The organism is Roseomonas acroporae, from assembly GCF_023223525.1.
Lineage (GTDB): Bacteria > Pseudomonadota > Alphaproteobacteria > Acetobacterales > Acetobacteraceae > Roseomonas_E > Roseomonas_E acroporae.
Genome location: NZ_JALPRX010000012.1, coordinates 1 through 25,633 on the forward strand (window position 1 = coordinate 1; position 25,633 = coordinate 25,633).

General features: G+C 75.9%; 17 protein-coding genes. 6 read left to right on the plus strand and 11 right to left on the minus strand.

The features are described 5' to 3' along the window. Window positions 1–51 precede the first annotated feature (51 nt). The 9 genes from M0638_RS03800 to M0638_RS03840 all read right to left on the minus strand — a co-directional run bounded on the left by M0638_RS03800 (window position 52) and on the right by M0638_RS03840 (window position 17,852). Window positions 52–1,764: a WcbI family polysaccharide biosynthesis putative acetyltransferase gene (locus M0638_RS03800; protein WP_248665631.1), complete on the minus strand. Its 1,713-nt coding sequence runs from the start codon at window positions 1,762–1,764 to the stop codon at window positions 52–54. Then, window positions 1,764–2,012 carry an acyl carrier protein gene (locus M0638_RS03805; protein ID WP_248665632.1) on the minus strand — a complete coding sequence of 83 codons (249 nt, stop codon included), beginning with the start codon at window positions 2,010–2,012 and terminating at the stop codon, window positions 1,764–1,766. The genes M0638_RS03800 and M0638_RS03805 overlap by 1 nt, the downstream gene beginning before the upstream one ends. After that, entirely contained in the window at window positions 2,005–3,678 is a 1,674-nt protein-coding gene (locus M0638_RS03810; RefSeq protein ID WP_248665633.1) for an AMP-binding protein, read from the minus strand. Before M0638_RS03810 ends, M0638_RS03805 begins: the two co-directional genes overlap by 8 nt. Window positions 3,679–3,816: 138 nt before the next feature. Continuing rightward, a complete protein-coding gene (locus M0638_RS03815) occupies window positions 3,817–9,333 on the minus strand; it encodes a glycosyltransferase (RefSeq protein ID WP_248665634.1) in 5,517 nt (1,838 codons plus the stop codon). A gap of 514 nt (window positions 9,334–9,847) precedes the next feature. Continuing rightward, a complete protein-coding gene (locus M0638_RS03820) occupies window positions 9,848–11,086 on the minus strand; it encodes an MFS transporter (RefSeq protein ID WP_248665635.1) in 1,239 nt (412 codons plus the stop codon). A 279-nt stretch (window positions 11,087–11,365) separates the two neighbouring features. Beyond that, entirely contained in the window at window positions 11,366–11,656 is a 291-nt protein-coding gene (locus M0638_RS03825) for a PRC-barrel domain-containing protein (protein ID WP_248665636.1), read from the minus strand. 1,275 nt (window positions 11,657–12,931) lie between these two features. Further along, window positions 12,932–13,651 carry a Crp/Fnr family transcriptional regulator gene (locus M0638_RS03830; RefSeq protein ID WP_248665637.1) on the minus strand — a complete coding sequence of 240 codons (720 nt, stop codon included), beginning with the start codon at window positions 13,649–13,651 and terminating at the stop codon, window positions 12,932–12,934. After that, complete coding sequence (locus M0638_RS03835) at window positions 13,648–15,444, minus strand: tetratricopeptide repeat-containing protein (RefSeq protein ID WP_248665638.1); 1,797 nt, start codon at window positions 15,442–15,444, stop codon at window positions 13,648–13,650. Before M0638_RS03835 ends, M0638_RS03830 begins: the two co-directional genes overlap by 4 nt. Window positions 15,445–15,887: 443 nt before the next feature. Next, the gene (locus tag M0638_RS03840) at window positions 15,888–17,852 is read right to left on the minus strand and encodes a hypothetical protein (RefSeq protein WP_248665639.1); all 1,965 of its coding nucleotides are present in this window, start codon (window positions 17,850–17,852) and stop codon (window positions 15,888–15,890) included. Between the two features lie 190 nt (window positions 17,853–18,042). Between M0638_RS03840 and M0638_RS03845 the strand changes: the two genes are divergently transcribed. From M0638_RS03845 to M0638_RS28735, 6 genes are all read left to right on the plus strand, one after another. Further along, complete coding sequence (locus tag M0638_RS03845; protein ID WP_248665640.1) at window positions 18,043–18,747, plus strand: vWA domain-containing protein; 705 nt, start codon at window positions 18,043–18,045, stop codon at window positions 18,745–18,747. A gap of 36 nt (window positions 18,748–18,783) precedes the next feature. Then, on the plus strand, window positions 18,784–19,518 hold the full coding sequence (locus tag M0638_RS03850; RefSeq protein ID WP_248665641.1) for a J domain-containing protein: 735 nt from the start codon (window positions 18,784–18,786) through the stop codon (window positions 19,516–19,518). Between the two features lie 301 nt (window positions 19,519–19,819). Continuing rightward, a complete protein-coding gene (gene galU / locus M0638_RS03855; RefSeq protein ID WP_248665642.1) occupies window positions 19,820–20,698 on the plus strand; it encodes a UTP--glucose-1-phosphate uridylyltransferase GalU in 879 nt (292 codons plus the stop codon). Between the two features lie 207 nt (window positions 20,699–20,905). Next, window positions 20,906–22,213: a UDP-glucose dehydrogenase family protein gene (locus M0638_RS03860; protein ID WP_248665643.1), complete on the plus strand. Its 1,308-nt coding sequence runs from the start codon at window positions 20,906–20,908 to the stop codon at window positions 22,211–22,213. A 64-nt stretch (window positions 22,214–22,277) separates the two neighbouring features. Beyond that, on the plus strand, window positions 22,278–23,693 hold the full coding sequence (pgmG, locus tag M0638_RS03865) for a phosphoglucomutase/phosphomannomutase PgmG (protein ID WP_248665644.1): 1,416 nt from the start codon (window positions 22,278–22,280) through the stop codon (window positions 23,691–23,693). A 10-nt stretch (window positions 23,694–23,703) separates the two neighbouring features. Continuing rightward, entirely contained in the window at window positions 23,704–24,045 is a 342-nt protein-coding gene (locus M0638_RS28735) for a gamma-glutamylcyclotransferase family protein (RefSeq protein ID WP_345892985.1), read from the plus strand. A gap of 248 nt (window positions 24,046–24,293) precedes the next feature. Here the strand turns inward: M0638_RS28735 and M0638_RS03880 are convergent, their stop codons facing one another. Together M0638_RS03880 and M0638_RS03885 are read right to left on the minus strand one after the other, a co-directional pair. Then, complete coding sequence (locus M0638_RS03880; protein WP_248665645.1) at window positions 24,294–25,043, minus strand: NRDE family protein; 750 nt, start codon at window positions 25,041–25,043, stop codon at window positions 24,294–24,296. A 51-nt stretch (window positions 25,044–25,094) separates the two neighbouring features. Beyond that, window positions 25,095–25,346, minus strand: coding sequence for a hypothetical protein (locus M0638_RS03885; protein WP_248665646.1), 252 nt, complete (start codon window positions 25,344–25,346; stop codon window positions 25,095–25,097). Window positions 25,347–25,633 lie beyond the last annotated feature (287 nt).

Consider the following 25,633-nt stretch of genomic DNA (forward strand, 5'->3'; position numbering starts at 1 on the left):
CGGCTCTGATCCCCGTCCGCGGCCGCCGGGCGCCGCTTCCGCGGCGGGCCGTCAGCCCGCCGCCCGGCGCACGATCAGGCCGAAGGAGGTGACGGTGAACTGGTGGATCCGCAGCCGCAGGTGCGGATCGACGCCGTAGGGCGGCCGGTCGACGAACAGGTCCGCGTTGGCGCTGCCTTGCCGCCAGTCCACCGCGTCCAGCGCGTGCCCCGCATCGGCGAGCTGCCGGCAGAGCGCCTCGATGTCCGCGCGGCGGAACAGGGACAGCGACTCGGTCTCCAGCGTGTCGGTGTCCGAGGAGAGGTTGTGCTCCAGCGTCAGGACCGCGACGCCGCCGGGGCGCAGCAGCGAAACGAGGCGCGACGCCAGCGCCATGCCGCCCGCGATCGAGCCCGCCTTGCTCAGCGTGTTGGATGACCAGCAGAAATCGTGGAGGCTGGCCGGGACCGCCTCCGAGGCCGACGCCTCGGTCACCTCGCAGCCCATTCCGGCGAACAGGGCGGGCAGCGGTTCGCCGTTGTTGTCGATCGCGAGGCCGCGGCTGCCCGGGACCAGGAGCTGCCGTTCCCACAGGGCCTGGGCCGTGAAGAACCATTCCCAGTACTTGCGGTGCATCAGCGGCCGGTGGCCGATGCGGGCGCACCAGTAGCGGAAGGCGTCGGTGGCGAGGTCCGCCTGCCGGCAGGCATGCGGCACCAGCGGCGCCGAGACGGGCGGCGCCTCCGGCGGCGGCGGATTGCCGATCTGCCGCGCATAGCCGAGAGGCTCGCGCCCCAGCGCCTCCACCGGCCACTCGTCGCCGTCGCCGAACATGCGCGAGAGCGAGGCGATGCCGGCGGAAAGCTCGGCCAGCCTCGCGACCACGGGATGCCGCGGCGCGGCCGCGGCCGGCCCGGCGGGCGGTGCCGCAGGATCGGGGAAGGGATAGGCGACGTAGCGCGCGATGAACTCGCGCCAGGTGAGCCGCCCCGCATCGTAGTGCCGGTAGAGCGTCGCCTCGTCCGCCCAGGCGAGGCCGTAGGCCGAGGCGAGCCGCGGATGCACCGGCATCTGGAAATTGTCGAAGTTCGGCCACTTCAGCGCGGGGTCGAGGAAGCGGCGCTCGCAGGCGGCGATCTCCGCCTCCGGCACCGCCGTCTCCTGCTGCACCGTGCCGGCGAGCAGGCGGCGGAACATCTCCCACACCAGCCGGTTGCTGGCGTGGTTGTAGGTGGAGAAGAGGCGCTGGCCGCGGAAATTCTCCAGGATGTAGCCGGTCATGCTGAGATCGGCGTTGGCGTCGCGCTTGCGGCCGCGCGCCTCCTCGATCGCCAGCATGCGCTCGGGCGAGGGGATCAGCGCCGCGCCGCGCTCCTCGTAGGCCGCCGCCGCCGCCTCGCCGCGCAGGCCCTCCTTCGCGATCTGCAGCGCCAGCCGGTCGCCGTAGGGCCAGACTCCCCACGGGAATTCCGGCGGGTCCGGCCGGTTGCGCGGATCGACGCAGTTGAACGGCCAGAGGATGGGGAAGCTCAGCTCCGCGAAGCGGACGTGCCGCGCCCCTTCCGGCAGGGTCTCCCAGCCGGGCAGCCGCTGGTTCTGCCCCACCTGCTCCCACAGGATCCGGCAGCGGCGCAGCAGCGCGGGATCGAAATCCGTGTCGCCCAGCGAGGGGTGGCTCGGCACGTAGGCGATGTCGTAGGCCGCCGCGCAGGACGGCAGGCCGGAGACCGCCGCCCAGAGACCCTGCGCCTGGCAATTGCCGAAGATGACGAGGCTTGGCTTCATCAGCCCGCCGACCGCGCGGCGGCCACCAGGTCGACCAGCTCGCCGACATCCGCGAGGTCGAACACCTTGTCCATCGGCAACTGGATGCCGAGGCGGCGCTCGATCTCCATCACCAGCATGGAATGCGTCACCGAATCCCAGCCGTTCACGTCGTCGGCGGTCGTGGCGCGGGTGATCGTGGCCGGGTCCACCATCAGCGTCTCGCCGATGGCCTGCGCGACCTCCCGGAAGCTCTCCTCGTCAGCCATTGCCTGCCCTTTCCTCCATGTAGCGGCGCCGGTTCTGGTCCCGGCTGATCTTGCCAGCGGTCGACTTCACCAGCGAATTGCGGGGCACCACCTCGACATGCTGCAACGTCAGGCCGAGCACGTCGAACACCCGCGCCTTCACGGCGCGGCGCAGTTCCGCCGCCTCGCGCGTGCCGTCCGGCTCCAGCAGCACCACCGCCTCGCGCGTGCCCATCTGCCGGCTCTCCACCGCGAAGGCAACCACGCGGCCGGGCGCGATGCCGTCGCAGGCGGTCACCACCTCCTCGATGTTGTGCGCGTAGTAGTTGCGCCCGTAGACGATCATCAGGTCGTCCTGCCGGCCGAGCACGTAGAGCTCGCCCGCGTGCAGGAAGCCGAGGTCGCCCGTGCGGTACCAGCCATCCACCAGCTTCTCGGCGGTCAGCTCGGGCAGGTGGTTGTAGCCGGTGAACAGGCAGTCGGTGCGGATCGCGATCTGCCCGGCGAGGTCGGGCGCCGCGTCGCCACCCGCCCCGTCGAGGATGCGGACCTCGGCGCCCGGGAGCGGCCTGCCGCAGGAGAGCACCTGCCGCGAGTCCCGCCCCGGCGCCGCCGGCACGATGCGCGCCTCCGACTCCAGCGCCTCCACGTCGAGGTCGAGCGACGCGACCGGCTGCCCCGGCGTGGTCTGGCTGACCGCGAACACGTTCTCGGCCATGGCGTAGCAGACCTGCAGCGTCCCGCGCCCGATGCCGCAGTCGCCGAAGGCGGCGAGGAAGGCGTCGAAGCTCTGCGGCTTGCAGGGCTCGGAGCAGTTCACCAGCGCCCGCAGGCTGCCGAGGTCCCAGCGCTGGCCGGGCCGGGCGGCGCGGGCGATGTGCAGGAAGGCGAAGTTCGGCAGGTAGGCGAAGGTGCCGCGGTGCTGCTCGATGGCATCCAGCAGCATGGTCGGCCGCCGCACCCACTCGAAGGCGTCCATGCAGACCAGCTCGGCGCCGGTGACCGCCGTCATCATGAGGCAGGAGATCAGCCCCATGTCGTGGTAGAGCGGCAGCCAGGACACGACGACGTCGCCGGGCCCGAAGCCCAGCACCCCGGCGTAGCGGTCGATCTGCCGCAGCACCGCCGCGTGCGAGAGCATCACGCCCTTCTTCAGCCCGGTGGTGCCGGAGCTGTGCTGGAGGAAGGCGACGTCCTCCGGCGCGATGGCGGGCGCCGGCGGCGCGGGCGGGACGGTGCCGGCGGCGAGGCCCTCCAGGATGTCCTCGACGTAGAGCACCCGCACGTCGAGCCCGGTGAAGTGCTCGTCGATCCCGGCGGCGATGGCGCGGTACGTCAGGATGAAGCGGATGCCGGTCAGCGCCAGCAGCTTGCGGTGGCTCGACCAGAACAGGGCGTGGTCCTGCTTGGGCGAGGGGAAGGGCATGAAGGCCGGCACCGCGCCGAGCCGCATCGCGCCGAAGAAGCCGTAGAGCAGCTCGGGCCGGTGCTGGAGGATGACGATCACCGTGTCCTGCCGCCCGATGCCCGCCGCCGCGAAGGCGCCGGCGAAGCCTTCCGCCCGCCGCAGCAGGTCGGCGTAGCCGATCGCCTCGGTCCCGGCGCCCGTCTGGAACCGGCAGAACACCCTGGCCGGGTCGGCCGCCGCGTGCCCCTCGATCGTGGACAGGATGGTCCTCTGTTGCATGCGTCGCCCTGGGGTCAGCGGGCCTGCTCGGCCACTTGTTGGAAGGGTGGGATCCGGCGCCGCGCATGGCCGCCGGCGCGGGCGGCGCGGTCGCGCCCGGCGCGCGACACGGCCGCGTCCCGCGCGTGCCGGGCGCCGCTACCCGGCCGGCATCCCGGCGCCGTCGCTGGCCGAGGCGGCGAGGCCCTGGCCGATCTGGCGCAGCCTGCGGCCCAGCAACGCCCAGTCATGCTCCTCCAGCCACTTGCCGGCACGCTCCTGCACCGCGCCGCGCGCGGCGGCGTCCCGCAGCAGCGCCGCGATGCCGCCCGCCACCTCCTCCACGCCGATGCCGGGCAGCCGCAGCACCGCGTCGTCCACGTCGTCGAAGATCGAGATCGGCGTCACCGCCACCGGGGTGCGGCTCGCGATGGCGTTGCGCACGGCGGCGCTGGAGGATTCCGGCGTCTCCTGATAGGGCAGCACGGTCAGGTCGCACTCGTGCAGCAGGGCGAGGGACTGCGCGTTGGGCAGGTAGCCGGTGTGCCACTCCACCGCCTCCGCCACGCCGTGCTGCGCCGCGAGATGGCGGCAGCGCGCCATCTCCTCGGCCGAGTCCTGGATCGGATACTCGGCGGTCACCATGCGCAGCCTTGCCTGCGGCCAGGTGCCGCGCAGCCGTGCGAAGGCCTGGATCAGGGTCGCGAAGCCCTTGTGCGGCAGCAGGAAGCCGTAGGCGCCGATCAGCGGGGCGCTGTCGGCCGGCAGCGGCCGCGCCGGCCGCGCGACCAGCTCCTGGCGGTCGGCGCCCTGCGGGAACAGGGTGACGTTGTCGATCAGGCCGATGCCCTTGAGGTGGTTGACGTCGCGGACGGTGTGCACGAGGACACGCGACGCGGTGGCCAGCGCCGCGGCGATCCCCGGCAGGCGCAGCGGGTCGCTGGCGAGGAGGTCGCGCACGTTGTGCAGCGTCACGGTCACCTGCCGTCCGGCGAGCCGGCGGTCGGTCAGGATCGTCGCCAGCTCGGGCCAGTTGATCAGGCCGGGATGGTGCTGGATCACCACCAGCGCGGCATCGGTCCGCTCGATCGCCTGCAGCAGCCCCTCGATGGAGCGCGGGTCGAGCACCCGCCAGGCGCGCACCACCGGCCAGCCGTGCGGCGAGTTCGGCTCGCCCGGCGCGGTGCGCTCGTCGCACAGCACCGCCACCCGGTCGGCGGCGCCGCCGAAGCGGTCCAGCAGCATGCGCGAGTACTCGGCGATGCCGCAGCGCACGTTCCAGGTCGAGATCCAGGCCACCGAGGGCATGGCGGCGGGCGGCGCCGCGAGCAGCGCGCGCGCCGCCCCGGTCACGCGCGCGGCCCAGGCGGCCGGGTCGCCGACGCGCGCCGCGATGGCCTGGCCGCGCGCGCGGCGTGCCGCGGCCCCGGCCCGCGCCGCCGCGTCGCCGGCCTCGGCCGCGCGCGCCTGCTCGAACGTCTCGCGCAGCAGCCGCGCCAGCGATTCCGCGTCCGGCTCGGCCCAGACCGAGCCGGGCGTGGCGAGATGGCTGCGCGACTGCGCGAAGCGGTAGTCGATCAGCCGCGCCGCGTCGGGGGAGGCGAAGTCGGTCTGCGCCCCGAAGCCGGTGACGATCAGCGGCAGCCCGGCCGCCAGCGCCTCGGCCGCCGGGATGTTGAAGCCCTCGCCGCGGGTCGGCAGCACCACCGCGTCCGCCGATTCGTAGAGCTTCGCCATGCCTTCGGTCAGCAGGTCGCGGTCCAGCACCGTCACGGCCGGCATCTGCGGGTCGGCCGCCTGCATCGCCGCGAGGTCGGCGGCCACCGTGTTGTGCGGGTTGTGGAAGCCCTTCACCAGCAGCCGCACTGGGTCGCCGCGGCGGAAGGCGCGGGCGAAGGCGGCGAGCAGCACGTCCACGCCCTTGCGCGGGAAGCAGGAGGAGACGTGCAGGAAGGTGAAGGGCGCGGCGGCGGCGATCGGCTTCTCCCGCAGCGCCGGGCGCCGCTGCCCCGCCGCCTGGAAGGCGCCGAGGTCGGGGGCGTAGCCGATCACCCGCACCGGCAGGCTCACCCCGGAATCGACCAGCGCCTTGGCGACCGAGCGGCTGGAGGCGAGCACGCCGCGGAAGCCGTGGTTCAGGGTCTCGACCATCTGGCGCGGCAGCCGGCTCTCCTCCCAGAACACGTAGGCGAGGGGCAGGTCGCGGCCCGGCGGCGGCACCCAGACCGGCCAGTGCTGGGCGATGACGATCTCCGCGCCCTCCTCGAACTCCGGGACCCTGGCCAGCTCGCGCAGCCTCGCCCGCTCGGCGGGCGGCATGTGGGTGAGGTCCTGCACCGGCTGGCCCTCGACCTGCTCCACCCGGACCTGCCCGGGCAGGGCGGCGTCGAGCGACAGGGCCAGCCGGCGGTTCACGGCGGCGAGGCTGTAGCTGCCCTTGAGGTGGCCGGCGACGGTGATGTTGATCCGCTCCTCCGCCGCGGCCGGGCGCTCCGGGCGGGGGAAGAGCAGCGCCTCGGCCAGCCGCAGCCGCTCCGCCGCATCCTCCTGCGCGCCGTAGGCCAGCGCGACGAGCCTGACCAGCGCCCCGAAGGCGCCGCGCGCCGCCCCGGCCGTCTCCAGCGTGAGCGCGATCCGCCGGCCGGCGCCGACGCGGCAGTCGATCCAGAGCAGATCGCCCTCGCCCGCCGCCAGCGAGCCCGTGCCGCCGCAGGCCGACCGGGCGGTGACGACCAGGCCCCTGGCGCGCGGCGCGAAGGCGAGCCGCAGCGCCACGCGCACCAGGCTGCCGGGCGCCGCCGCGGCGCCGAAGGCGATGCCGGCGCGGGGCGCGTCCATCCAGGTGCCGTCGCGCTCGAGCGGTCCCCAGCCCTCGCCGAGCATGAAGCCCTGGCGGAGCAGCAGCTCGAAGGCGGCGCGGTCGCGCGGCACGGCGGGGTTGCCCGCCCTGTCGAGCGGCGGCGCCGGCCGCACCAGCCGTGCCGCCTCCAGCCGTTCCGCGCCCTCGTCGCGCGGCAGGTAGAGGAGGCGCGCCAGCCCGACGCCGAGCTCGCGCGGATCCTCCGCGACCATCATCGCGCCTTCGATCGACAGGGTCAGCGCCACCCGGCCGGCCTCGCCCACGGTGCAGTCGAGCCACAGCACGAATTCCGTCCGGCCCGTCGCGGGCAGCGCCATGCTGCGGCTCGCGCCGCACCCCGCGCGTACCGTCACCCGGTTGCGGCGCGGCCAGGGCAGCGTGACGAGCTGCAGCAGCACTCGCACGGCGGAGCCCGGCGCCAGCGGCGTGGCGAAGCCGATCTCCGCCTCGCGCCGGCTGGTCCAGCTTCCCCAGGTCTCGGGCGGATGCCAGCCGCGGCCCAGCACCAGCCGGCCGAGCACCCGGCGGACCAGGGCGTCGTGGCGCGGCAGGGCGGTGCCGTGCCGCCAGGCGTTCGCATGCTGGCGCGGCCGGACGATCCGGCCCGGCTCCAGCACCACCGCCTGCCGCCGCTCCGCCGCGGCCAGCTCGTCGACCGCCCGCAGGAAGGCGGCGCCGTAGGCGGCCCAGCTCCGCGGGCGGAATTCCTGCCGGATCGCCGCCTCGCGACGCGCCAGCCCGCCCCGGTCCTCCAGCAGCGCCGCGACGGCATCGGCCATCTCGCGGCCGCTGAACGGATCGACGTAGACGGGCAGCGCCCCGCCGACCTCCGGGATCGCGCTGGTGTTGGCGGCGATGCAGACCTTGCCGTAGGCGAGGCTCTCGCCCACCGGCAGGCCCCAGCCCTCGACGATCGAGGGAAAGGCCGTGAACAGGCAGCCGCGGTAGAGCGTGGCGAGCTCGCGGTCGGAAAGCCCCTCGAACACCTTGACCCGGCCGTCGAGGTGATCGGTCGCCTCGAGCTGGCGGAACAGCTCGTCCACGCCGTGGCCGCGGCTGCCGGCGAACACCAGGGTCGGCGGCTCCATGCCGCGACGCAGCAGGATCTGCCAGGCCTGCAGCATCAGCGCGTGGTTCTTGTGCGCGTGCATCGTGCCGACGCACAGCACGTACTCGGTGCCCTGCAGCTCGGCGATGGCGGGCGTCCACTCCTCGCCGGCCGGCTGCACCTGCTCGTGCGCCAGCGCCACGGTGCGCGCCGGCAGCGCCGGGTAGCCGCCCTGGCGCAGCAGGCGCTGCATCTCGTCGCGCGTGAAGTCCGAGATCGGCAGCGCGAAGTCGAGGTGCAGCAGCGCGTCCGCGATGGTGTTGGAGAAGCGCTCGGTCAGCCAGCTGTGGCAGTATTCCGGGTGGGTCAGCGGGATGAAGTCGTAGAGGCAGGCGCCGAGGCGCACGCCGGCGGCCTTCAGCCGCTCGTGCTGCGCCGTCAGGTCGTCGTGCAGCCAGGTGGCGCCCGTCTCCACCAGCGTGTCGCCCTGGCCGGGCATGGCCAGCACCGCGTTCTCGCCCAGCGCGGCGAGCAGCCGCCGCCGCTCGGCGAGGTCCGCCTCGCCCGGCGCCTCGGCCTCCGCGACGATCCGGCGCAGCGTGGCCGCCGGGAGCCGCCAGAGCCGCCCGTCCTGCCAGGCGGCCACCTCCAGCCGCCGGTCGCGGCCGGCCTCGCCGCCCAGCAGGTGGGAGAGCAGGCCGAGCTGCACGCGCTGGATGCCGGAGACGGTGGCCGAGCGCGCGAGCACGATGAGCAGGTCGGAGATCTCGACGTAGGTCGTGCGCGTCCCGGCGTGCGGCGGGGCGGCGAGGTCGATGTCGACCTCCGGATCGAGGCCGCGCAGCTCGACGGCGGTACTGCGCACCGGCCGCAGCCGGAAGGATTCGCGGTAGGCCTCGAGGGCCTCCAGGCGCCGGCCGCGCAGCTTCAGGACGTGGCCGAGCTGCAGGTGCAGGTCGGCGTCCTGCGGCATCAGCCGCAGCGCCGCGCGATAGGCCGCCTCGCCGCCGGCGAGGTTGCCCGATTCCTTGAGCATGTGCCCGAGCTGCACCCGGATCGGCGCATCGTCCGGCACGAGGTCGAGATAGGCCCCGTAGTGGCGGGCGGCGGCGTCCCAGTGCCGGGCGTCGCGCGCGAGGTCGCCCTTCGTGCGCAGCGTCGCGGCATCGAGGGAGGGCTCCGGCTGCCTGTCGGGCCCGGCCGTCGGCGCCGCGGCGGCCAGGGGAGGCGGGGCGGGGGCAGACGGGATGGGGGCAGACGGGATGGGGGCAGACGGGATGGAGGCAGACGGGGCGGGGGAGGACGGGGCGGCGATGGGCGGGACGGGGGAGGGGGACGGCGGCGAGGCGGGCGCCGCGGCGAGCAGGGCCGCGACGCGGTCGTGCTCCGCCCTGGCGGCCAGGTTGCCGGGCGCGATCGCCATCGCCGCGCGGTAGGCGGCGAGCGCCCCCGGCAGGTCGCGCTGCAGCTTGCGCAGATGGCCGATCTGGAGGTGGAGGTCGTCGTCGTCGGGGCGCCCGGCGAGGGCCGCGGCGTAGGCGTCGTCGGCCGCCTCGTAGTCGGCCGACTCCTTCAGCATGTGGCCGAGCTGGATGGCGAGGTCGTAGCGCGTGGGGTCCGCCTCGAAGACCTGCCGGTAGAGCGCCGCCGCCGCCGGCCAGTCCCGCCGGTCCCGCGCGGCGTCGGCCGCCACGATCAGCGCGCGCAGCCCGGTGCCTCCATGGCCCGGCTCGCCTTCCCGGGTCCGGAGCAGCTTGAGCTTTATCATGCGGGATCGCTCCTGCGTGGTCCGGCGGGGCAGCGCGCCGGGGACCGGGGGGCGTGGTTGGCGGGGGAACGGCAGGGCGGCACGGCGGGGTGCGCCGGCCGCGGCACCAACGGGAACGGGCCGCGCGGCCGGGTCGATGGCGGTTCGCCCGCCGGATGGAAGGCCCGGCGGCAGGCCCGGCAGGCGCCGGGCCGGCACGGCGCGGGGCGGCGGGCGGCCGATGGAGGGCGGGCGGGCAGCCCGGCCCCGGAGGTGGGACCGAGCGGGGCGCTTCCCGTGCCATGGCCCGGGCCCATGCCGCGCCGCCGACGCGGCGATGCCGGGTCGTGGCGGCCGGAATCCGCGCGGCGGCACTGCCCCCGATCGGCACGACCGTTCCACCAGCAGGTGCAGCCAGTATCGGGCAGCCGGGATGATCCTTGAGCGGTGATCCGGCGGCCCGTTTACCGCATCTGCGAAATGGTCGCCAGATCGGTGCCGGCCAGGATCGCCGCCCGCCATCCGTGGCCCGCCGTCACCCCCCGTCCGCCGCCCCGCCGTCATCCGGCGCCGGGCGGGTTTCCGGCATGGCCAGCACCAGCAGGCAGGCGACCAGACCGATCCCGCCCAGCACGTTGAAGGCCAGCGCCGCGCCGAACCAGCCGGTGACCAGTCCGGCGATCGCGGTGCTCAGCGTGCCGCCCAGCCCGACCGCCAGCCCGAACAGCCCCATGCACAGGTTGAAGCGGTTGGTGCCGCGGGTCAGGTCGGCCGCGAGCAGCGGCAGCAGGACCCCCATCACGGCGGCGCTGATGCCGTCCAGCACCTGGACCACGATCAGCGCCGCCGGCTCCGTCACCAGCGCCAGCAGCAGCCCGCGCAGCGGCAGCGCGGCGAAGCCCGCCAGCAGCACCAGCCGGCGGCCGCGACTCTCCGCCAGCCGGCCCACCCAGGGCGAGATCAGCACCACCACGAGCTGCGGCACCACGATGCAGGCGGCGATGATCAGGTTGGCCTCGTCGCCCGCCTCCTGAGTCACCCGCGTGCCGGCGAGCGGCAGCATGGCGGCGTTGGCCAGGGTGAACAGGCCGCAGCAGGCGGTGAACACCAGCACGCCGCGGCTGCCGAGCAGGTGCCGCAGCCCGGACAGGCCGCCGGACAGCAACCCGGCCTCGCCCGCCCTGCGCCCCGCCTCCTGCACCGCCTCGACCCGGCGCGCGAGGTCGGCCTGGCGGATCGCGCCCAGCGCGACCAGGCTCGGCACGCAGAGCGCCGCGGTCAGCCAGAACACCGATGCCGCCGAGACGTAGGTCCCGGCGATTCCCATGACCGCGGCCGCGATCCCGCCGCCCGCCGCCGCGAAGCGCGCGTTGCGGCCCAGCCGCTCGCCCAGCCCCGCGCGCCCGACCAGGGCGAGGCTGATCGCGGCGATCGACGGCGCCAGCACGCAGCTCGCGATGCCGTGCAGCACCTCGGACAGCAGCACCGGGACGGTGGCGGGCCACACGGCGAGCAGCAGGGCGCTGGCGGCGAGCGAGACCACCGCGACCGCCGCCGCCCGCCGCTTGCGCCGCGTCGCGTCCACCAGCGCGCCGGCCGGCACCTGGCTGAGCATGGTGGTCAGCGTGCCGACGCTGAGCGCGAAGCCGATCTCCACCTCGGTCCACTGGCGCGTGGTCAGGTACACGGCGATGAACGGACCGAATCCGGTCTGCACGTTCGCCATGAAGAAGTTGAGCCAGTCGAGCCCGCGCCCGCTGCGTCCGCCGGTCATGGAAGCGGCCTCAGCGCGCGGCGCGCCGTTCCGGCGCCGCCCGATGGGGCGCTCGGCGGGGGAGGGGCCGACGGGGGATGGTCCGGCGGGCGGCGGGATGACGGCGGGGACGGGCCGCCCGGTCCGGGGCATGGCGGGGGGCATGGCGGGGGCGGCGCCGGCGGCGCGGCGCCACCGGGTGGTCCGGGCGCCGGGCCGAGGCGCGCCGGCACCGCCGGGGGCGGGCCGCGCGGGCGGGGGCGTCGGGCATGTCCGTGCTTCCCGGCGAACGGTGCATGCTCAGGGCGCGGCAGGGTCCGGCGGCGGCACGGCCATCGTCATCGCCTCGCCCTCCTTCACCTCGGGGATCGAACGCAGCTGCTCGCGCGTCAGGGCGAGCGTCACCCCGCCCGGCCCGAAGCGCAGCGTCCGCCATGCCACGGCGATGCGCCGCCGCCCAACGCCCAGGAAGCCGCCATAGTTCAGCACGACGGCGCGCGGCTGGCCCGCCAGGTCCACCACCACGTTGGTGATCTGCGCCACCACCTGCCCGTTCGGCCCCTTCACGTCCTGGCCGAGCAGCGAGACCACGTCGGTCAGCCGCTCCTGCGCGGCGAGGGGCGGCGAGGGCGCGGCGGCGGCCGGCGGCGTCTGCGCCGCGGGCGGGGACGGCTCGGCGGGCGGGGCGGGGGCCGGCGGGGAAGCCTCCGCCGGCGGGGTCTCCGGAGGCGCCGCCGGCTGGGCCGGCGGCGGATCCGGCGGCCGGGCCGGTTCGGCCTCCGGCGGCCGGTCGGGAGCCGCTTCCGGCGGGCGGGTCGGCGGGGCCGCTTCCGACGGTCGGTCGGGGATTGCCTCCGGCGGTCGGTCGGGGGTCGCCTCCGGCGGTCGATTGGGGGTCGCCTCCGGCGGTCGATTGGGGGTCGCCTCCGGCGACGGGCCGCCGGGCGATCCGGCTGCGGGCGGCGTGATGGCGGGCGGCGCCGGGTTCGCGGGCGGCGCGTCCGACGCCGGCGGGGCTGCCGGCGGGGCTGCCGTTGGGGCTGCCGTTGGGGCGGCCGGCGGGGCTGCCGGTGGGGCGGCCGGCGAGGCTGCCGGTGGGGCTGCCGGTGGGGCGGTAGGCGCGGCGTCCGGCGGCGCGGCGGCGGGACCCGCGGGCGGGGCGGGTGCGGGCCCGGTCGCCGGCGGCACGGCCTCCGACGGTCCGGCCGGGGCGGCCGCCGGTGCCGGGGCGGCCGCCGGTGGCGCCGGCGGATCCGCCGCGAGGGCCGGCGGCGACCAGAGCGCGGGCAGCAGGCAGGCGAGGCGCAGCATGGCGTGCCGGCCCGGCTCCGGAGCGTGAGGTGCGGTGCGCTGCATGCCGTCTCCCTGGCTGGCGCCTGCCCGGCGCGGGTCTGTCGTCCCGGTTCCGGCCGCCGGCCGCGACCGGCCGTCCGGAGGGCCACGGCGCCGGCGTTCCCGCGCGGCCGGCGGCCGACGCGCCATCATCGCCGCGAACCGCTCCGCCGTCACCGCCCGCCGCCGGTTCTTCCGGGTCGCCGGGATCGCCGCGCCATCCTCGCCTCTCCCCTCCCGGACGGACATCCGTCCCGCCCGCCGCCGACCGGCATCCCTTTCCGCCGCCGGGCGCGCGATGCGGACGAAAACCGGCCGTGGCAGAAGCCGCGCGGCGGAGCGGGGGAAAGGGGATGCGCGTCCTCGATCGGGGCCCGTGGGCTGAGCGGCGCAGCGGTGGCGGCGTCGTCGCCGGCGGCCTGTCACCGGCCGTACCGGGTCCGGTTCGCCTTCGGCCTCCCGGCCTTCGGCGGTGCCCGGCATCGTCCGGCCGATGGTGGCGAGGCCGGACTTCCGATCCGTGCCGCGCGGGGCTCAGCCGTTCGGCTGCACCAGCCGGCGCAGCCGCGCCTCGTCGGCCAGCGTCAGGTAGGCCTTGTCGGTGTCGTAGGTGACGAGGCCGGAACCGCGCCAATTGTTCAGGATGGTGATGATGGAGCGCGTCGTCGCCCCCAGCAGGTCGGCGAGGTCGCCCTGCCGGAACCGCCCCGCCAGGCGCAGCCCCTCCGGCGTGCGCTGCGCGCCGCGCTCGGCGAGGTAGAGGAGCTGGCGCGCGAGCCGCACCTCCAGGCTCTCGAAGGCCGCGTCCTGCAGCAGGATGAAGGTGCGGCGCAGCCGCGAGGAGAGCAGCCGCGAGAGGTTGGCGCCGAGCGCCGGCGCCGTCTCCAGCACGTGCAGGAAGTCCTCGGCGCGGATGCGCGCGAGCCGCACGCGCCCCTCCACCGTCGCGTCGGCCGAGCGGGTCGTGCCGTCGAGCACGCCGATCTCGCCGAACACGTCGCCCTCCTTGAACATCTCCACGAGCAGCCGCTTGCTGCCGGCATCCGGCGCGCCGACCCGCACGCGGCCGTCGCAGCGCAGCACCGCGTAGGCGGCGTCGGCCGCATCGCCCTGCGCGAAGAGCTGCGTGCCGTCGGCCGGCGCCAGCACCCGCGCCCCCTCCGCCAGCCGCGCCAGCGAGGCCGGCGGCAGGCCGCGGAACAGCCCGACGGCGGCGAGGCCCGCGATCAGCTCGGCCTGCGCGCCGCCGCTCATGGCCGCGCATCCAGGAGGCGCGCCGCCTGCTGGCCGACCCGGCGCAGCGCGTAGAGCGGCAGCACGCCGAAGCCCTTCGCCGTCGGGATGCGGCCCGCATACTCGCAGACCAGCGCGGCGCCCGGCGAGCCGGGCGGGGAGAGCGCCACCTCGCAGGCGAAGGCCTGGGTGGTGTGGATCCGCCCGGGCGGCGTCACCGGCTCGATCCGTGCCGCGCGGGTCATCGCGCGGCCCGCGAATTTGGGGGCCTGTTGCACCGCATCCTCCACCGCCAGCAGGGGGCCGTAGTCGAGCGCCAGCCGGGGCACCAGCGCCTCTGGCAGGCCGTAGTCGCGCAGCCGCTCCGGCGTCAGCGTGTCGCGCAGCGCGAAGGCGCAGCCGGCGGCCTCGCCGATGCCGTCGAAGGCCGCCTGCACCGCGTCGCCCCAGGCGTTGCGGTAGGCCGGCGCGTGCGCCTCCACGGCGCGGCCCATCGCCGCCATCGGCCGGCCGTAGAAGGTGGCGAGCCCCACGTCGTCGAGCGTCGAGAAGCGCGGCAGGTCGCCGAACAGCACCGCCATCGGCCGGCGCGGCGGCAGCGGGGAGGGGGGGCCGGGCGCGCGCCGCCGCCGCTCGCAGGGCCAGCCCAGGTTGAGCACCCGCCCGCCCGCGCGCTGCCACGCCGCCACGTCCGCCGCGGTGCCGGCCCCCTGCAGCGGCGACGGGTTCTCCCCGGCCGGCACGCCGTCCCAGGCCGCCATCTGCAGCGCCCGGCCGTCATTGTGCTGCGCGTGCAGCCGGGCGAGGCCCATGGAGCGGCGCGAGGACAGCACCAGGTCGAGGTCGTCGCCCGGATAGGGCGTCTCCTCCAGGCTCTCGACCCGGCAGCGCGCGAGGCAGGCGTGGAAGCGCGCCAGCCAGTCGCCGCCGGCGGGCTCCACGGAGCGCCGCGCGAAGTGCTCCACGTCGCCCACCAGCCGGATGGTGGGCGTGATGCCGCGCCGGAGCATCGCCTCGACGAACAGGATGTCGGCGCCGGCGGCGAGCGCGCCGAAGGCGGCATCGACCCGGTTCTCGTCGAGCGCCCGCTCGATGCGCCAGGCGAGCCCGTCCTGCGCGGCCGCGTCGAAGCCCTCGCCGGGCATGTGGCCGACGAAGTGGACCACCAGCGGCACCGGCAGCGCCTCGGCCAGCGCCGCCGAGACCTCCGGCGCGAAGCCGAGCGCGCCCAGCTCACGCCGGATCTGCCGCCGCGTGCTGGCGCGCTTGCGCATGTCGGCGTCGGGCAGGGCGGCGGCGCGCTCCAGCAGCCGCAGCGCGCGCAGCGGCTCGCCGGCGAGCAGTTGCGCCTCCGCTTCCGTGGCGAGCGACCAGTAGGAGCCGTCGTCGCGGTGCGCCGCCAGCACCGCGCGCGCCAGCGCCGCCGCCGCCGCCGCGTCGCCGCCGAGCAGCGAGAGGGCGGCGGCGTTGATCCCGTGGTAGCCGTCGCCGGTGCGCCGCCACAGCCCGTCGTAGAGGGCGCGGGCACGGTCGAGCATGGCCAGCCGCGCCTCGCCCGCCGATTCGTAGGCGACGTCCTTCAGCAGCCGCGCCTGGAGCGAGACGATCTCGGGGTCGGTCTCCTCCGCCAGCGCCAGCCGGCCGAACAGGTCCAGCGCGCGGCCGGTGGCGCCGGCGCTGGCCAGCGTCAGCACCGCCGCGTGGCGCAGCCACAGATCGTCCGGCCGCGCGCCCAGGGCGGCCATGGCACGGTCGTGCGCGGAGAGCAGCAGGCCGTCCGCCTGCAGCGCCTGCACCTCCTCCAGCGGATCCATGCCGAGGCGAAACCCCTGTCCCAGCAGGCTGTCCGGTGGCCTGCGCGCGAAGCGGCCGGTTCCGGCGCGACCGGCTTGCGGGCGGCGGGACCACGGCGCCAGCGTCACCGGCCGGCCGCGAGGCGGCAAGGCTTTTTCGCGGCCGGCACGATATCGGCGCGCCCCGCTGGCCCCCGTCGGCACGGCGCCGGGGCGCGCCGATATCGCAATAGCGAGAGTTGCCGTCCGTGGATGCGAGATATGCCGTTCCGGCGGCCCCGCACGGCTTGCGCGGGGCGGCGGCGAACCCTAGCTATCGCGGTGCAGCAACGCCCTTGGCGCTGCTGTCTTTCTTGGACGTTTCCTCCCTGACTAGGCGGCGCCTCGCGGTGCCGCCCTTTTTTTGCCCGCCGCTCCTCCCGGCCCGACCGCCGGGCTGTGCGCCTGCCATGCGGCGGCCGCGGTCAGCGGGCCGGCAGCGGCGCCGGCTTGCCGCCGGGAAGCGGCGCGGCGGGAGCGGTGCCGGGCGACGCGCCCAGCGGCGGCGGCTTGCCGCCGCCCGCCGGGTTCGGGGCCGCGGCCTGCGGTACCGGAGCCGGCGGCGGCGCCACCCGTGCGCCCGGCTTGCCCGGCAGCCCGGCCGGCGGCGCCGCAGCGGACGGCGAGGCGGGAGGCGCCGCGGGCGGCGCCATCGGTGCCGTCGCCGTCGGCTTGCCGCCCGGCATGGCCGGCACGGCGCCGGGCGGCATGACGGGCTGCGGCGCGACGGCCTGCGGCCCCTGCGGGGCGGGCGGTGCCGCCATGCCCGGCTTGCCGCCGGGCCCGGGCAGGCCGGGGTTGGGCAGGCCGGGGGTGGACAGGCCGGGGTTGGGCAGGCCGGGCGCGGGGCGGGCCGGCGATTGCGGCAGCGGCACCGCGGCATCGGGGATCGGCGCCGGCGGCGGCACCGGGCCGGCGCCCGGCGGCCGCGTGGTGGCGACGAGGCGCAGCGCCTCGACGGCGCGCGCCGGCCCGGCGCCCGTGATCTGGCCCAGCGACGCCACCGGCAGCGGCTGCGGCGGGCTGGCGACGATCTCGATCGCGCCGGGCGCGCGCACGAAGCGCACCAGCGCGTCGCGCAGCGCCGCCAGGGCCGGCGGGGTCGGGCCGGGGGTGGCCAGCTCGCCCTCGATCATCTGCACGACGCCCTCGCGGAGCTGGGCCTCGGGGATGCCCTGCTCCTGCGCCTGCTGGCGCAGCACGCGCGGGACCAGCGAGGCGTCCTGGTAGCCGAGCCGCGCCGAGACGAGACGCGCGCCGAGGAGCTGGTTCAGCGCCTCCGGCCCGCCATGGCCGGGCACGCCGACCAGGGCCAGGGACAGGGCGAGCTGGCCGATGCCGTCGCCGCCGAGGCCGAGGCGCAGCCCGGCGCCGCCGCCCGGCGTGCCGTCATGCGAGACCTCCAGCGACAGGTTGCCGACCACCCGCTCGTAGCCGAGGCTGCGCAGCGGCCCGGCCAGGTCGCCCTGGCCCTCGGCCTGCACGCCCTGCAGCGACAGCGAGGCCGCGCGCGGGCCGCCTTCCCGCCCGTCCAGCGAGGCGCGGGCCGAGGCGGCGCGGCCGAGCGGGCCGCCGACGCCGTCCACCTCCACGCCCTCCAGCACGACGCTCTGCCGCCCATCCGGCACCCTGGTCGCGCTGCCGGCGATCAGCGCGGCGACGGTGGCGGCGAGGTCGGTGGCCTCCGCCTCGGCGCGCGCGACGCGGATCTCGCGCGTCGTGCGGTCCTGCGGCGTGCCGAGCGCGAAGGCGCGCAGCGCCACGCGGGTGACGGCGCCCGGCCGGAAATCGGCGATGTCGGCCTGCTCGGCGGCGATCCGCGTCTCCGGGATGTCCATCAGGAAGCCCTCCACCCGGCCGCTGCCGAGCGTGACCGGCAGGGGGGCGGGGGTGGGGGCAGCAGGGGCGGGGGCAGCAGGGGCGAGGCCGGGCTTGCCCGGCAGGGTGCCGCCCGGCGCCCCGCCCGGCACCCCGCCCGGCGCCCCCCTGGGCGCTCCCCCGGTTGTGCCCCCGGGCGAGCCTGCCGGGAGAATGGTGAGGCCGCCCAGCGTCACCCGCGCGGCGGTGACCGCGCCCGGCCGGTCGAGCCGCGAGAGGCGCAGGTTGCGCGCCACCGCGCCGCCGACGCCGTCGGGCCGGGGATCGGTCAGCTCCAGCTCGCCGATGGTGAGCACGCCGTTGTTGCGGAGGATGCGGACCTCGGCCAGACGGACCGGGCCGGTCGGACCGGCCTGCACCGTGCGGTACTCGATCCGCGCATCCGGCCCGAGCGCGTCGCGCAGCCGCGCGATGGCGGCGTCGAGCTGCTGGTTGGCCTGCTGCGCCAGCGCGGCATAGGCGATGCCGGTGGCGACGAGGCCGGCGGTCGCGGCGACGGCGATGCTCCGCACGGCGGCGTCTCTCCCTGGTCGGATACCGCGCAGTAAAGCGCGGCGCGGCGGTCCGGCGCCAGGGCGTGGGCGGGGAGAGGCGCGGGAAGGCAGGGGGCAGGGGCCGCGCGGGCCGCCGCCGCGCATGCCCGCTTCCGGACCGCGGGGCGGTGCCCTGGCGCGCGGGCGGTCCGGTCTCCATCTGGCAGGCATGAGCAACCTGCCCGACCGCCCCGCCGCCGCCACCGGCGCCGTCGCCGATTTCCTCCGGGCGGTGGAGCGGCTGCCGCAGGCGCGGCCCGCCGGCCGGCCCGGGCGGCTGCTCTTCGCGGTGGACGCCACCGCCTCTCGCCAGCCGAGCTGGGACCGCGCCTGCCACCTCCAGGGCGAGATGTTCCTGGCCACGCGCGACCTCGGCGGCCTCGCCGTGCAGCTCGCCTACTACCGCGGCTTCGGCGAGTTCGCCGCGACCCCCTTCCTGACCGATGCCGCCGAGCTGGCGCGGCGCATGTCCGGCGTGCGCTGCCTTGGCGGGCGGACCCAGATCGAATCGGTGCTGCGGCACGCGCTGAACGAGACGGCGCGCGACCGGGTGCACGCGGCCGTCTTCGTCGGCGACGCGGTGGAGGAGCAGGTGGACCTGCTCTGCCACCTCGCCGGCCAGCTCGGCCTGCGCGGCACGCCGGTCTTCGCCTTCCACGAGGGCAGCGACGCCGCCGCCGGCGAGGCGCTGCGCCAGATCGCGCGGCTCTCGGGCGGGGCCTACGTGCCTTTCGATTCGGCCAGCGCGGAGACGCTGCGCGCGCTGCTGCGCGCGGTCGCGGTGTTCGCCGCCGGCGGCCGGGCGGCGCTGGGCCGGCTGTCGGGGCCGGTGGCGCGGCACATCGCCGGGCAGCTTCCGGCGCCGGGTCGCTGAGCCGGCGGCCGCGGGCGAGGACGGGAGAGGAAGGGCGTGCCGTTCCTGCTGGGTGGCGCCGCGACGCTGCTGCTGCTCCTGCTGCTGCTGCGCGGCTTCGCCACCGCCAGCCCCGCGGCGGTGCGCGGGGTGCTGGCCTGGACCGCCGCCGGGCTCGGCGCCGCGCTGCTCCTGCTGCTGGTGCTGGGCGGGCGGCTCGGGCAGGTGTTCTGGGCGCTCGGCCTGTTCGGGCCGCTGCTGTGGCGCTGGTGGCAGGGGCGGCGCGCGGCGCGCCGCTTCGCGCGCGGGCCGGGCGGCGACGTCAGCCGGGTGGAGACGGCGACGCTGGCGATGACGCTCGACCATGCCAGCGGCCGCATGACCGGGCTGGTCCGGCGCGGCCGGTTCGCCGGCCGGGACCTCGCCGATCTCGACCTCGCCGCGCTGCTCGCCCTGCTGGCCGACTGCGCCGGGGCGGATCCGGAAAGCGTGCCGCTGCTGGAAGCCTGGCTCGACCGCGCCGTGCCGGACTGGCGCGCGGCGGCCGGCGAGGGCGCGGCCCGAGGGGAGGCGGATGGGAAGGCGGATGGGCCGTCGGGCGCAGCGGCGAGCGCGGGGAATCCGTCACGGGCCGAGGCGCTGGCGCTGCTGGGCCTCGCCGAGGGCGCCACGCCGGCCGAGATACGGGCGGCGCATCGCCGGCTGATGGCGGCGAACCACCCGGATCGCGGCGGCGACCCGGCGCTGGCGGCGCGGCTCAACCGGGCGCGGGACGTGCTGCTAGGCCGTTGAATCCCCGCCGTCGCCGCCTGCCGCCGCCGGCCCCGCCGCGCCCGGGGATGGCGGGCCGGGAGGCCACGCCGTGCCGCTCGGCGCTTGCAACCGCGGCGTGTGGTCCGCAAACTGCGCGAACCGCGAGATGCGCAAATTGCGTGCCAGCGTGGAGCGTTGCGTGGCCGGGAGGAGCGTGGCAATCCTCGCCCACAAGCGGTCCGTGCTGCCACGCTGTCGCCGCGTTGGCGTGGTCCAATGAGGCAGGACCGAACAGCAGCGGTTCCCCATTCCGTCCCGAACTTCAGGAAGGCTTTCATTCGTGAGCAAGCCGATCAAGCCTCTGAGGAAAGCCGTCATGCCGGTCGCCGGCCTGGGGACGCGCTTCCTGCCGGCCACCAAGGCCCTGGCCAAGGAGATGCTGCCGGTCGTCGACAAGCCACTGATCCAGTACGCGGTCGAGGAGGCCAGGGCCGCCGGCATCGAGGAGTTCTGCTTCGTCACCGGTCGCGGCAAGACCGCGATCGTCGAGCACTTCGACGTCGCCTTCGAGCTCGAGCGCACTCTTGAGGAGCGCGGCAAGCTCGACGTCCTGGCCGAGCTGCGCGCCTCCACGCAGGTGCCGGGCTCGATCATGACCGTGCGCCAGCAGGTGCCGATGGGCCTCGGCCACGCGATCTGGTGCGCCCGCACCTTCATCGGCAACGATCCCTTCGCCATCCTGCTGCCCGACGACCTGATGCAGTGCGAGACGCCCTGCATGAAGCAGCTCGCCGATGCCTACGAGGAGACGGGCGGCAACGTCGTCGCGATCGAGGAGGTGCCGCGCGACCGCGTCAACAAGTACGGCGTGCTGGACGTGGCCGAGGACCGGGGCCGGCTGGTCTCGGTGAAGGGGCTGGTCGAGAAGCCGCCGGTCGAGAAGGCGCCGTCCAACCTGACGATCATCGGCCGCTACGTGCTGATGCCGGAGGTGATCGGCTACCTTTCCCGGATGGAGAAGGGTGCGGGCGGCGAGGTGCAGCTCACCGACGGCATGGCGCGCCTGATCGGCGACCAGCCCTTCCACGGGCTGCGCTACGAGGGGCGCCGGTTCGACTGCGGCGACAAGGCCGGCTTCCTGGAGGCGCAGATCGCCTTCGCCCTGACGCGGCCGGACCTCGCGCCGGCGGTGCGCGACTTCCTCGGCCGCTATCGCTAGCGTCCTGCCGCCCGCCACGGGCCGCGCCGGCGCGGCCGCGTGCCGCGTGGCCCGCCCGCCCGCGGGCGTCGCCGACGGCCGCCCGGCGACTGGCCCTGGGGAAATCGAGGGAAACGTGGCAGACTGCCGTCGGCCGGCGGCATCCATGCCGGTGGCCGCGGCTGCCGGGAGATCGTGGCCGGGGTCGCGGCACTTCGGGGAGTTCGCATGCGTATTGCCATGATCGGCGCCGGCTATGTCGGCCTGGTCTCCGGCGCCTGTTTCGCGGAATTCGGCGTCGAGGTGACGGTGATCGACACCGACACCAGCAAGGTCGCGGCCCTGCGCGAGGGCCGCATCCCGATCTACGAGCCGGGCCTCGACCGGCTGGTGGCGGAGAACGTGGCCGCCGGGCGGCTCGCCTTCGCCGACGACCTCGATGCCGGGGTGCGCGGGGCGGAGGCGGTGTTCCTCGCCGTCGGCACGCCCTCGCGCCGCGGCGACGGCCATGCCGACCTCTCCTTCGTCTTCGCCGCGGCCGAGCAGGTGGCGCGCGCGCTGACCGGGCCGGCGGTGCTGGTGACGAAGTCCACCGTCCCCGTCGGCACCGGGCGGCAGGTGCGCGAGATCGTGCGCGCGGCGCGGCCCGACCTCGACATCGAGGTGGCCTCGAACCCGGAATTCCTGCGCGAGGGCAGCGCGATCGGCGACTTCATGCGCCCCGACCGCGTGGTGGTCGGCGCCGACAGCGAACGCGCGCGCGAGGTGCTGCGCCGCCTCTACCGCCCGCTCTACCTGATCGAGACGCCGATCCTGTTCACCGCGATCGAGACGGCGGAACTCATCAAGTACGCCGCCAATGCCTTCCTCGCCACCAAGATCACCTTCATCAACGAGGTGGCCGACCTCTGCGAGAAGGTCGGCGCGGACGTGCACGACGTGGCGCGCGGCATGGGCCTGGACGGCCGCATCGGGCGGAAATTCCTCCACCCCGGCCCGGGCTTCGGCGGCTCCTGCTTCCCCAAGGACACGCTGGCCCTGGCCCGCACGGCGCGCGACGCCGGCGCGCCGATCAGCATCGTCGAGACCGTGGTCGCGGTGAACGACGCACGCAAGGCGCAGATGGCCGAGCGCGTGATCGCGGCCTGCGGCGGCAGCGTGTCGGGCAAGACCGTCGCGGTGCTGGGCCTGACCTTCAAGCCCGAGACCGACGACATGCGCGACGCGCCCGCCCTCGTCGTCGTGCCGCGCCTGGTCGAGGCCGGCGCCACGGTGCGCGCCTACGACCCCGAGGGCGCGGCGGTGGCGCGGCCGCTGCTGCCCGCCGCGACGCGCTTCGCCGAGAGCGCGCTCGACGCGGCCGCCGGCGCCGACGCGCTGGTGCTGCTGACCGAATGGAACGAGTTCCGGGCCCTGGCGCCGGCGAGGCTGCGCGCGGCGATGCGCGGCGACGTGGTGCTGGACCTGCGCAACGTCTACGACCCGGCGGCGATGCGGGCGGCGGGTTTCCGCTACAGCTCGATCGGCCGCCCCTGATGCCGCCCCCGCTACCGGCGGCTTCCGCTTCCTGCCTGGCCGTTTCCGACGGAGAGCTTCCGCCATGACCGCCTTCAACCACAAGTTCCACCACACCGTGCTGCGCGAGTACGACATACGCGGCGTGATCGGCGACACGCTGAATCCCGAGGATGCCTTCGCCATCGGCCGCTGCTTCGGCTCCATCATCGTGCGCGAGGGCGGGAAGAAGGTCGCGGTGGGCTGCGACGGGCGCCTCTCCTCGCCGGACCTCGAGCCGCAGCTCGTCGCCGGGCTGCGCGCCTGCGGCCTCGAGGTGCTGCGCGTCGGCACCTGCCCGACGCCGATGCTCTACTACGCCGCCTACGCCCTCGGCACCGACGGCGCGGCGATGGTGACGGGCAGCCACAACCCGCCCGACTACAACGGCTTCAAGATGATGCTCGGCAAGAAGCCGTTCTTCGGCGCGCAGATCCAGGAGATCGGCCGCATGGCGGCCGAGGGCGACGTGGTGCCGGTCTCCACCGAGGGCAGCGACCGCCACGTCGACATCGCCGACGACTACGTGACGCGCATGCTGCAGGACTACGACGGCGGCGAGCGGAAGCTGCGCGTGGTGTGGGACCCGGGCAACGGCTCCGGCGCCGAGATCACCAGGAAGCTGGCGGAGCGCCTGCCGGGCGAGCACTTCGTCATCAACGGCGTGATCGACGGCACCTTCCCGAACCACCACCCCGATCCCACCGTGATGAAGAACCTCGAGCAGCTCATCGAGGAGGTGAGGAAGCAGGAGGCCGATCTCGGCATCGCCTTCGACGGCGACGCGGACCGCATCGGCGTGGTGGACGACGAGGGCCACTTCCTGTTCGGCGACCAGCTCCTCGTCGTGCTGGCGCGCGACGTGCTGAAGCAGCATCCCGGCGCCACCATCATCGCCGACGTGAAGGCGAGCCAGGTGCTGTTCGACGAGGTGGAGAAGGCCGGCGGCAAGCCGCTGATGTGGAAGACCGGCCACAGCCTCATCAAGTCGAAGATGGCCGAGACCAAGGCGCCGCTCGCCGGCGAGATGTCGGGCCACACCTTCTTCGCCGACAAGTGGTACGGCTTCGACGACGCGCCCTACACCGCCGTGCGCCTGCTCGGCATCGTCGCGCGCCTGCCGGAGAAGCTCTCCGACGTGCGCAAGGCGCTGCCGCAGCTCGTCAACACGCCCGAGCTGCGCTTCGACTGCCCCGAGGAGCGCAAGTTCCAGGTGGTGCAGGAGGTGAAGGACCGGCTCGCCGCCGCCGGTGCCAAGGTGCAGGACGTGGACGGCGTGCGCGTGCTGACCGAGGATGGCTGGTGGCTGCTGCGCGCCTCCAACACCCAGGCCGTGCTGGTGGCGCGCGCCGAGGCGAAGGACGAGGCGGGGCTGGAGCGCCTGAAGCACGACATCGCGGCGCAGCTCCAGGCCAGCGGCCTCGCCGCGCCGGACTTCTCGGGCGAGAACACCGGCCACTGAAGCGGGCGGCGTGCCGGCGGTCTTCCTCTACGGCACGCTGCTCGACCCTGCCGTGCTGGCGCGCCGCTCGGGCGATCCGTCGCTCGCGCGGCGGGCCCGGCCGGCGGTGCTGCACGGGTGGCGTCGCGTGATCCTGCGCGGCACGCCCTACCCGACGCTGCTGCCCGCGCCCGGTGCCGAGGTGACGGGCCTGCTGATCCGGCCGGGCGCGGCGGCCATGGCGCGGCTGCGCGACTACGAGGGGCCGTCCTACCGGCTGGTGCCGGTGCGGGTGGCCACGGCGCGCGGGCCACGGAACGCGCTGGCCTGGTGCGCGGCGCGGTGGCGGGCCGGCGCGGCGGCGTGGGGGTAGCCGGCGCCGCGGACCCGTTCCAGGCGTAGAGGAAGCCCCGGGGAAGGCGCTGCCTTCCCCGAAGGCCCCTGGGGACCCCATCCGGCAGAGGTCGAGGCCCTCCCGCACTTCCGTCCGTTCGGGCCCCGGATGTTTCCCCGGCCGGGCCGTCTCTTGCGGTATGGGGGTTCCAAGGGGGCTTCGCCCCTTGGCGGGGATGCAAGGAGAGCGGCGCCCTCCTTGCCGGGGTCCGGGGCAGCGCCCCGAACTCATCCCCGGCGCGTCGTATCCAGCACCACCCCGAAGGCCGCGCGCCCCGGCGCCGCCGGGCAGAACCGCCACAACGTCCCACCCGCCGCGTCCAGCCCGAGCAGCGAGGCGCAGACCGTGCCGAAGCCGCCCGTGGGCGGCACGCACAGCGTCTCGGCGACGCCGACCGCCGGGTCGAATTCCGAATCGGCCAGCAACGCCTCCCAGTCGGACCAGCGGTCGGGCGGTTCCGGCGCCGTGGCCGCGCGAAAGCGCGGCAGGTGGCGCCGCGTGCGCGGGCTGGCGAGGTCGTTCGGGTCGTGCGCCGTCACCATGCTGATGCCGGGCGGCAGCGCCACGCATTCCGGCGCGCCCGCGCCCAGGCCGCGCAGGAAGTAGGCGCCTCGCCGGTCCGCCAGCACGAGGTTGAACGGGCGCCACTCGCCGGCATCCAGCCGGCACAACGCCTCGGCGGCCGTGGCGGCGTCGCCCTGCGCCACGGCCAGCAGCGGCAACTCGCCGCGCGAGCGTTTCCCCGGCGCCGGGCCGAGGCTGCCCGGCCGGTTCAGCACGGCGGCGACCAGCCCGCCCGGTCCGGCCGCCATCCAGGTCCCGCCGCCGCTGCGGTCGCGGCCGCCGACCACGCCGGGCCGGTCCGGCCAGTACGGGGCGGGCGGGTCCCAGGCACGGTCGAGACGCTCGTCGCGGTTGGCGGCCAGCAGCAGCGGCCAGTCATGGCCGGGGCGGCGCAGCAGGATCACGGTACACACGGCGCCAGCCTCGGCGCACCCCGCGCCGGCCGCAAGACCGGGACGGGACGCCTACCAGTACGGGCGGTAATAGGGACGCGGCGCGTAGTAGACCGGCGGCGGAGGCGGCGGCGGCCGGTACCAGTAGGGGCGCGGCGCGTAGTAGACCGGCGGCGGGGGCGGCGGCGGCCGCCAGTAGGGGCGCGGCGGCGGGTAGTAGCCCCACTGCGCCTCGATCACCTGGGCATCGGCGGGCTTCGGCGCGGCGGCGAGGCCGCCGGCGGCCAACCCGGCGAGCAGCAGGGTGGAGAACAGGACTCGCATGGCACGAAACCTCCTGGTGACGCCGTATATAGGCACCGGCTGAGGCAGGATCGAGGCAGGGCGGCGGCGGCGCCGTGTCGGTCTGCACCGGCTGGCGCGCTGAGGCCGGCCGCCGGCCGGCCCGGTCCGGCGGCCGGCCTCAGCGCGCCAGCGGGCAGGCGGCCGGGTCGGGCGGGGCGAAGCTCTCCGCGGCCGGGATGTGGCCGATCCCGGTCATCAGGTCCCACTCGCCGCGCGACTCCGCGGGTCCCTTGGCGCGGAAGATCCACATGTCGCGCAGCACGCGC

Bases quoted from the DNA above. Each gene is read 5' to 3' on its own strand.
- M0638_RS03800 (WP_248665631.1), bottom strand. From the start codon at position 1,764: ATGAAGCCAAGCCTCGTCATCTTCGGCAATTGCCAGGCGCAGGGTCTC.
- M0638_RS03810 (WP_248665633.1), bottom strand. From the start codon at position 3,678: ATGCAACAGAGGACCATCCTGTCCACGATCGAGGGGCACGCGGCGGCC.
- M0638_RS03805 (WP_248665632.1), bottom strand. From the start codon at position 2,012: ATGGCTGACGAGGAGAGCTTCCGGGAGGTCGCGCAGGCCATCGGCGAG.
- M0638_RS03815 (WP_248665634.1), bottom strand. From the start codon at position 9,333: ATGATAAAGCTCAAGCTGCTCCGGACCCGGGAAGGCGAGCCGGGCCAT.
- M0638_RS03845 (WP_248665640.1), top strand. From the start codon at position 18,043: ATGAGCAACCTGCCCGACCGCCCCGCCGCCGCCACCGGCGCCGTCGCC.
- M0638_RS03820 (WP_248665635.1), bottom strand. From the start codon at position 11,086: ATGACCGGCGGACGCAGCGGGCGCGGGCTCGACTGGCTCAACTTCTTC.
- M0638_RS03835 (WP_248665638.1), bottom strand. From the start codon at position 15,444: ATGGATCCGCTGGAGGAGGTGCAGGCGCTGCAGGCGGACGGCCTGCTG.
- M0638_RS03860 (WP_248665643.1), top strand. From the start codon at position 20,906: ATGCGTATTGCCATGATCGGCGCCGGCTATGTCGGCCTGGTCTCCGGC.
- pgmG (WP_248665644.1), top strand. From the start codon at position 22,278: ATGACCGCCTTCAACCACAAGTTCCACCACACCGTGCTGCGCGAGTAC.
- M0638_RS03830 (WP_248665637.1), bottom strand. From the start codon at position 13,651: ATGAGCGGCGGCGCGCAGGCCGAGCTGATCGCGGGCCTCGCCGCCGTC.
- M0638_RS03885 (WP_248665646.1), bottom strand. From the start codon at position 25,346: ATGCGAGTCCTGTTCTCCACCCTGCTGCTCGCCGGGTTGGCCGCCGGC.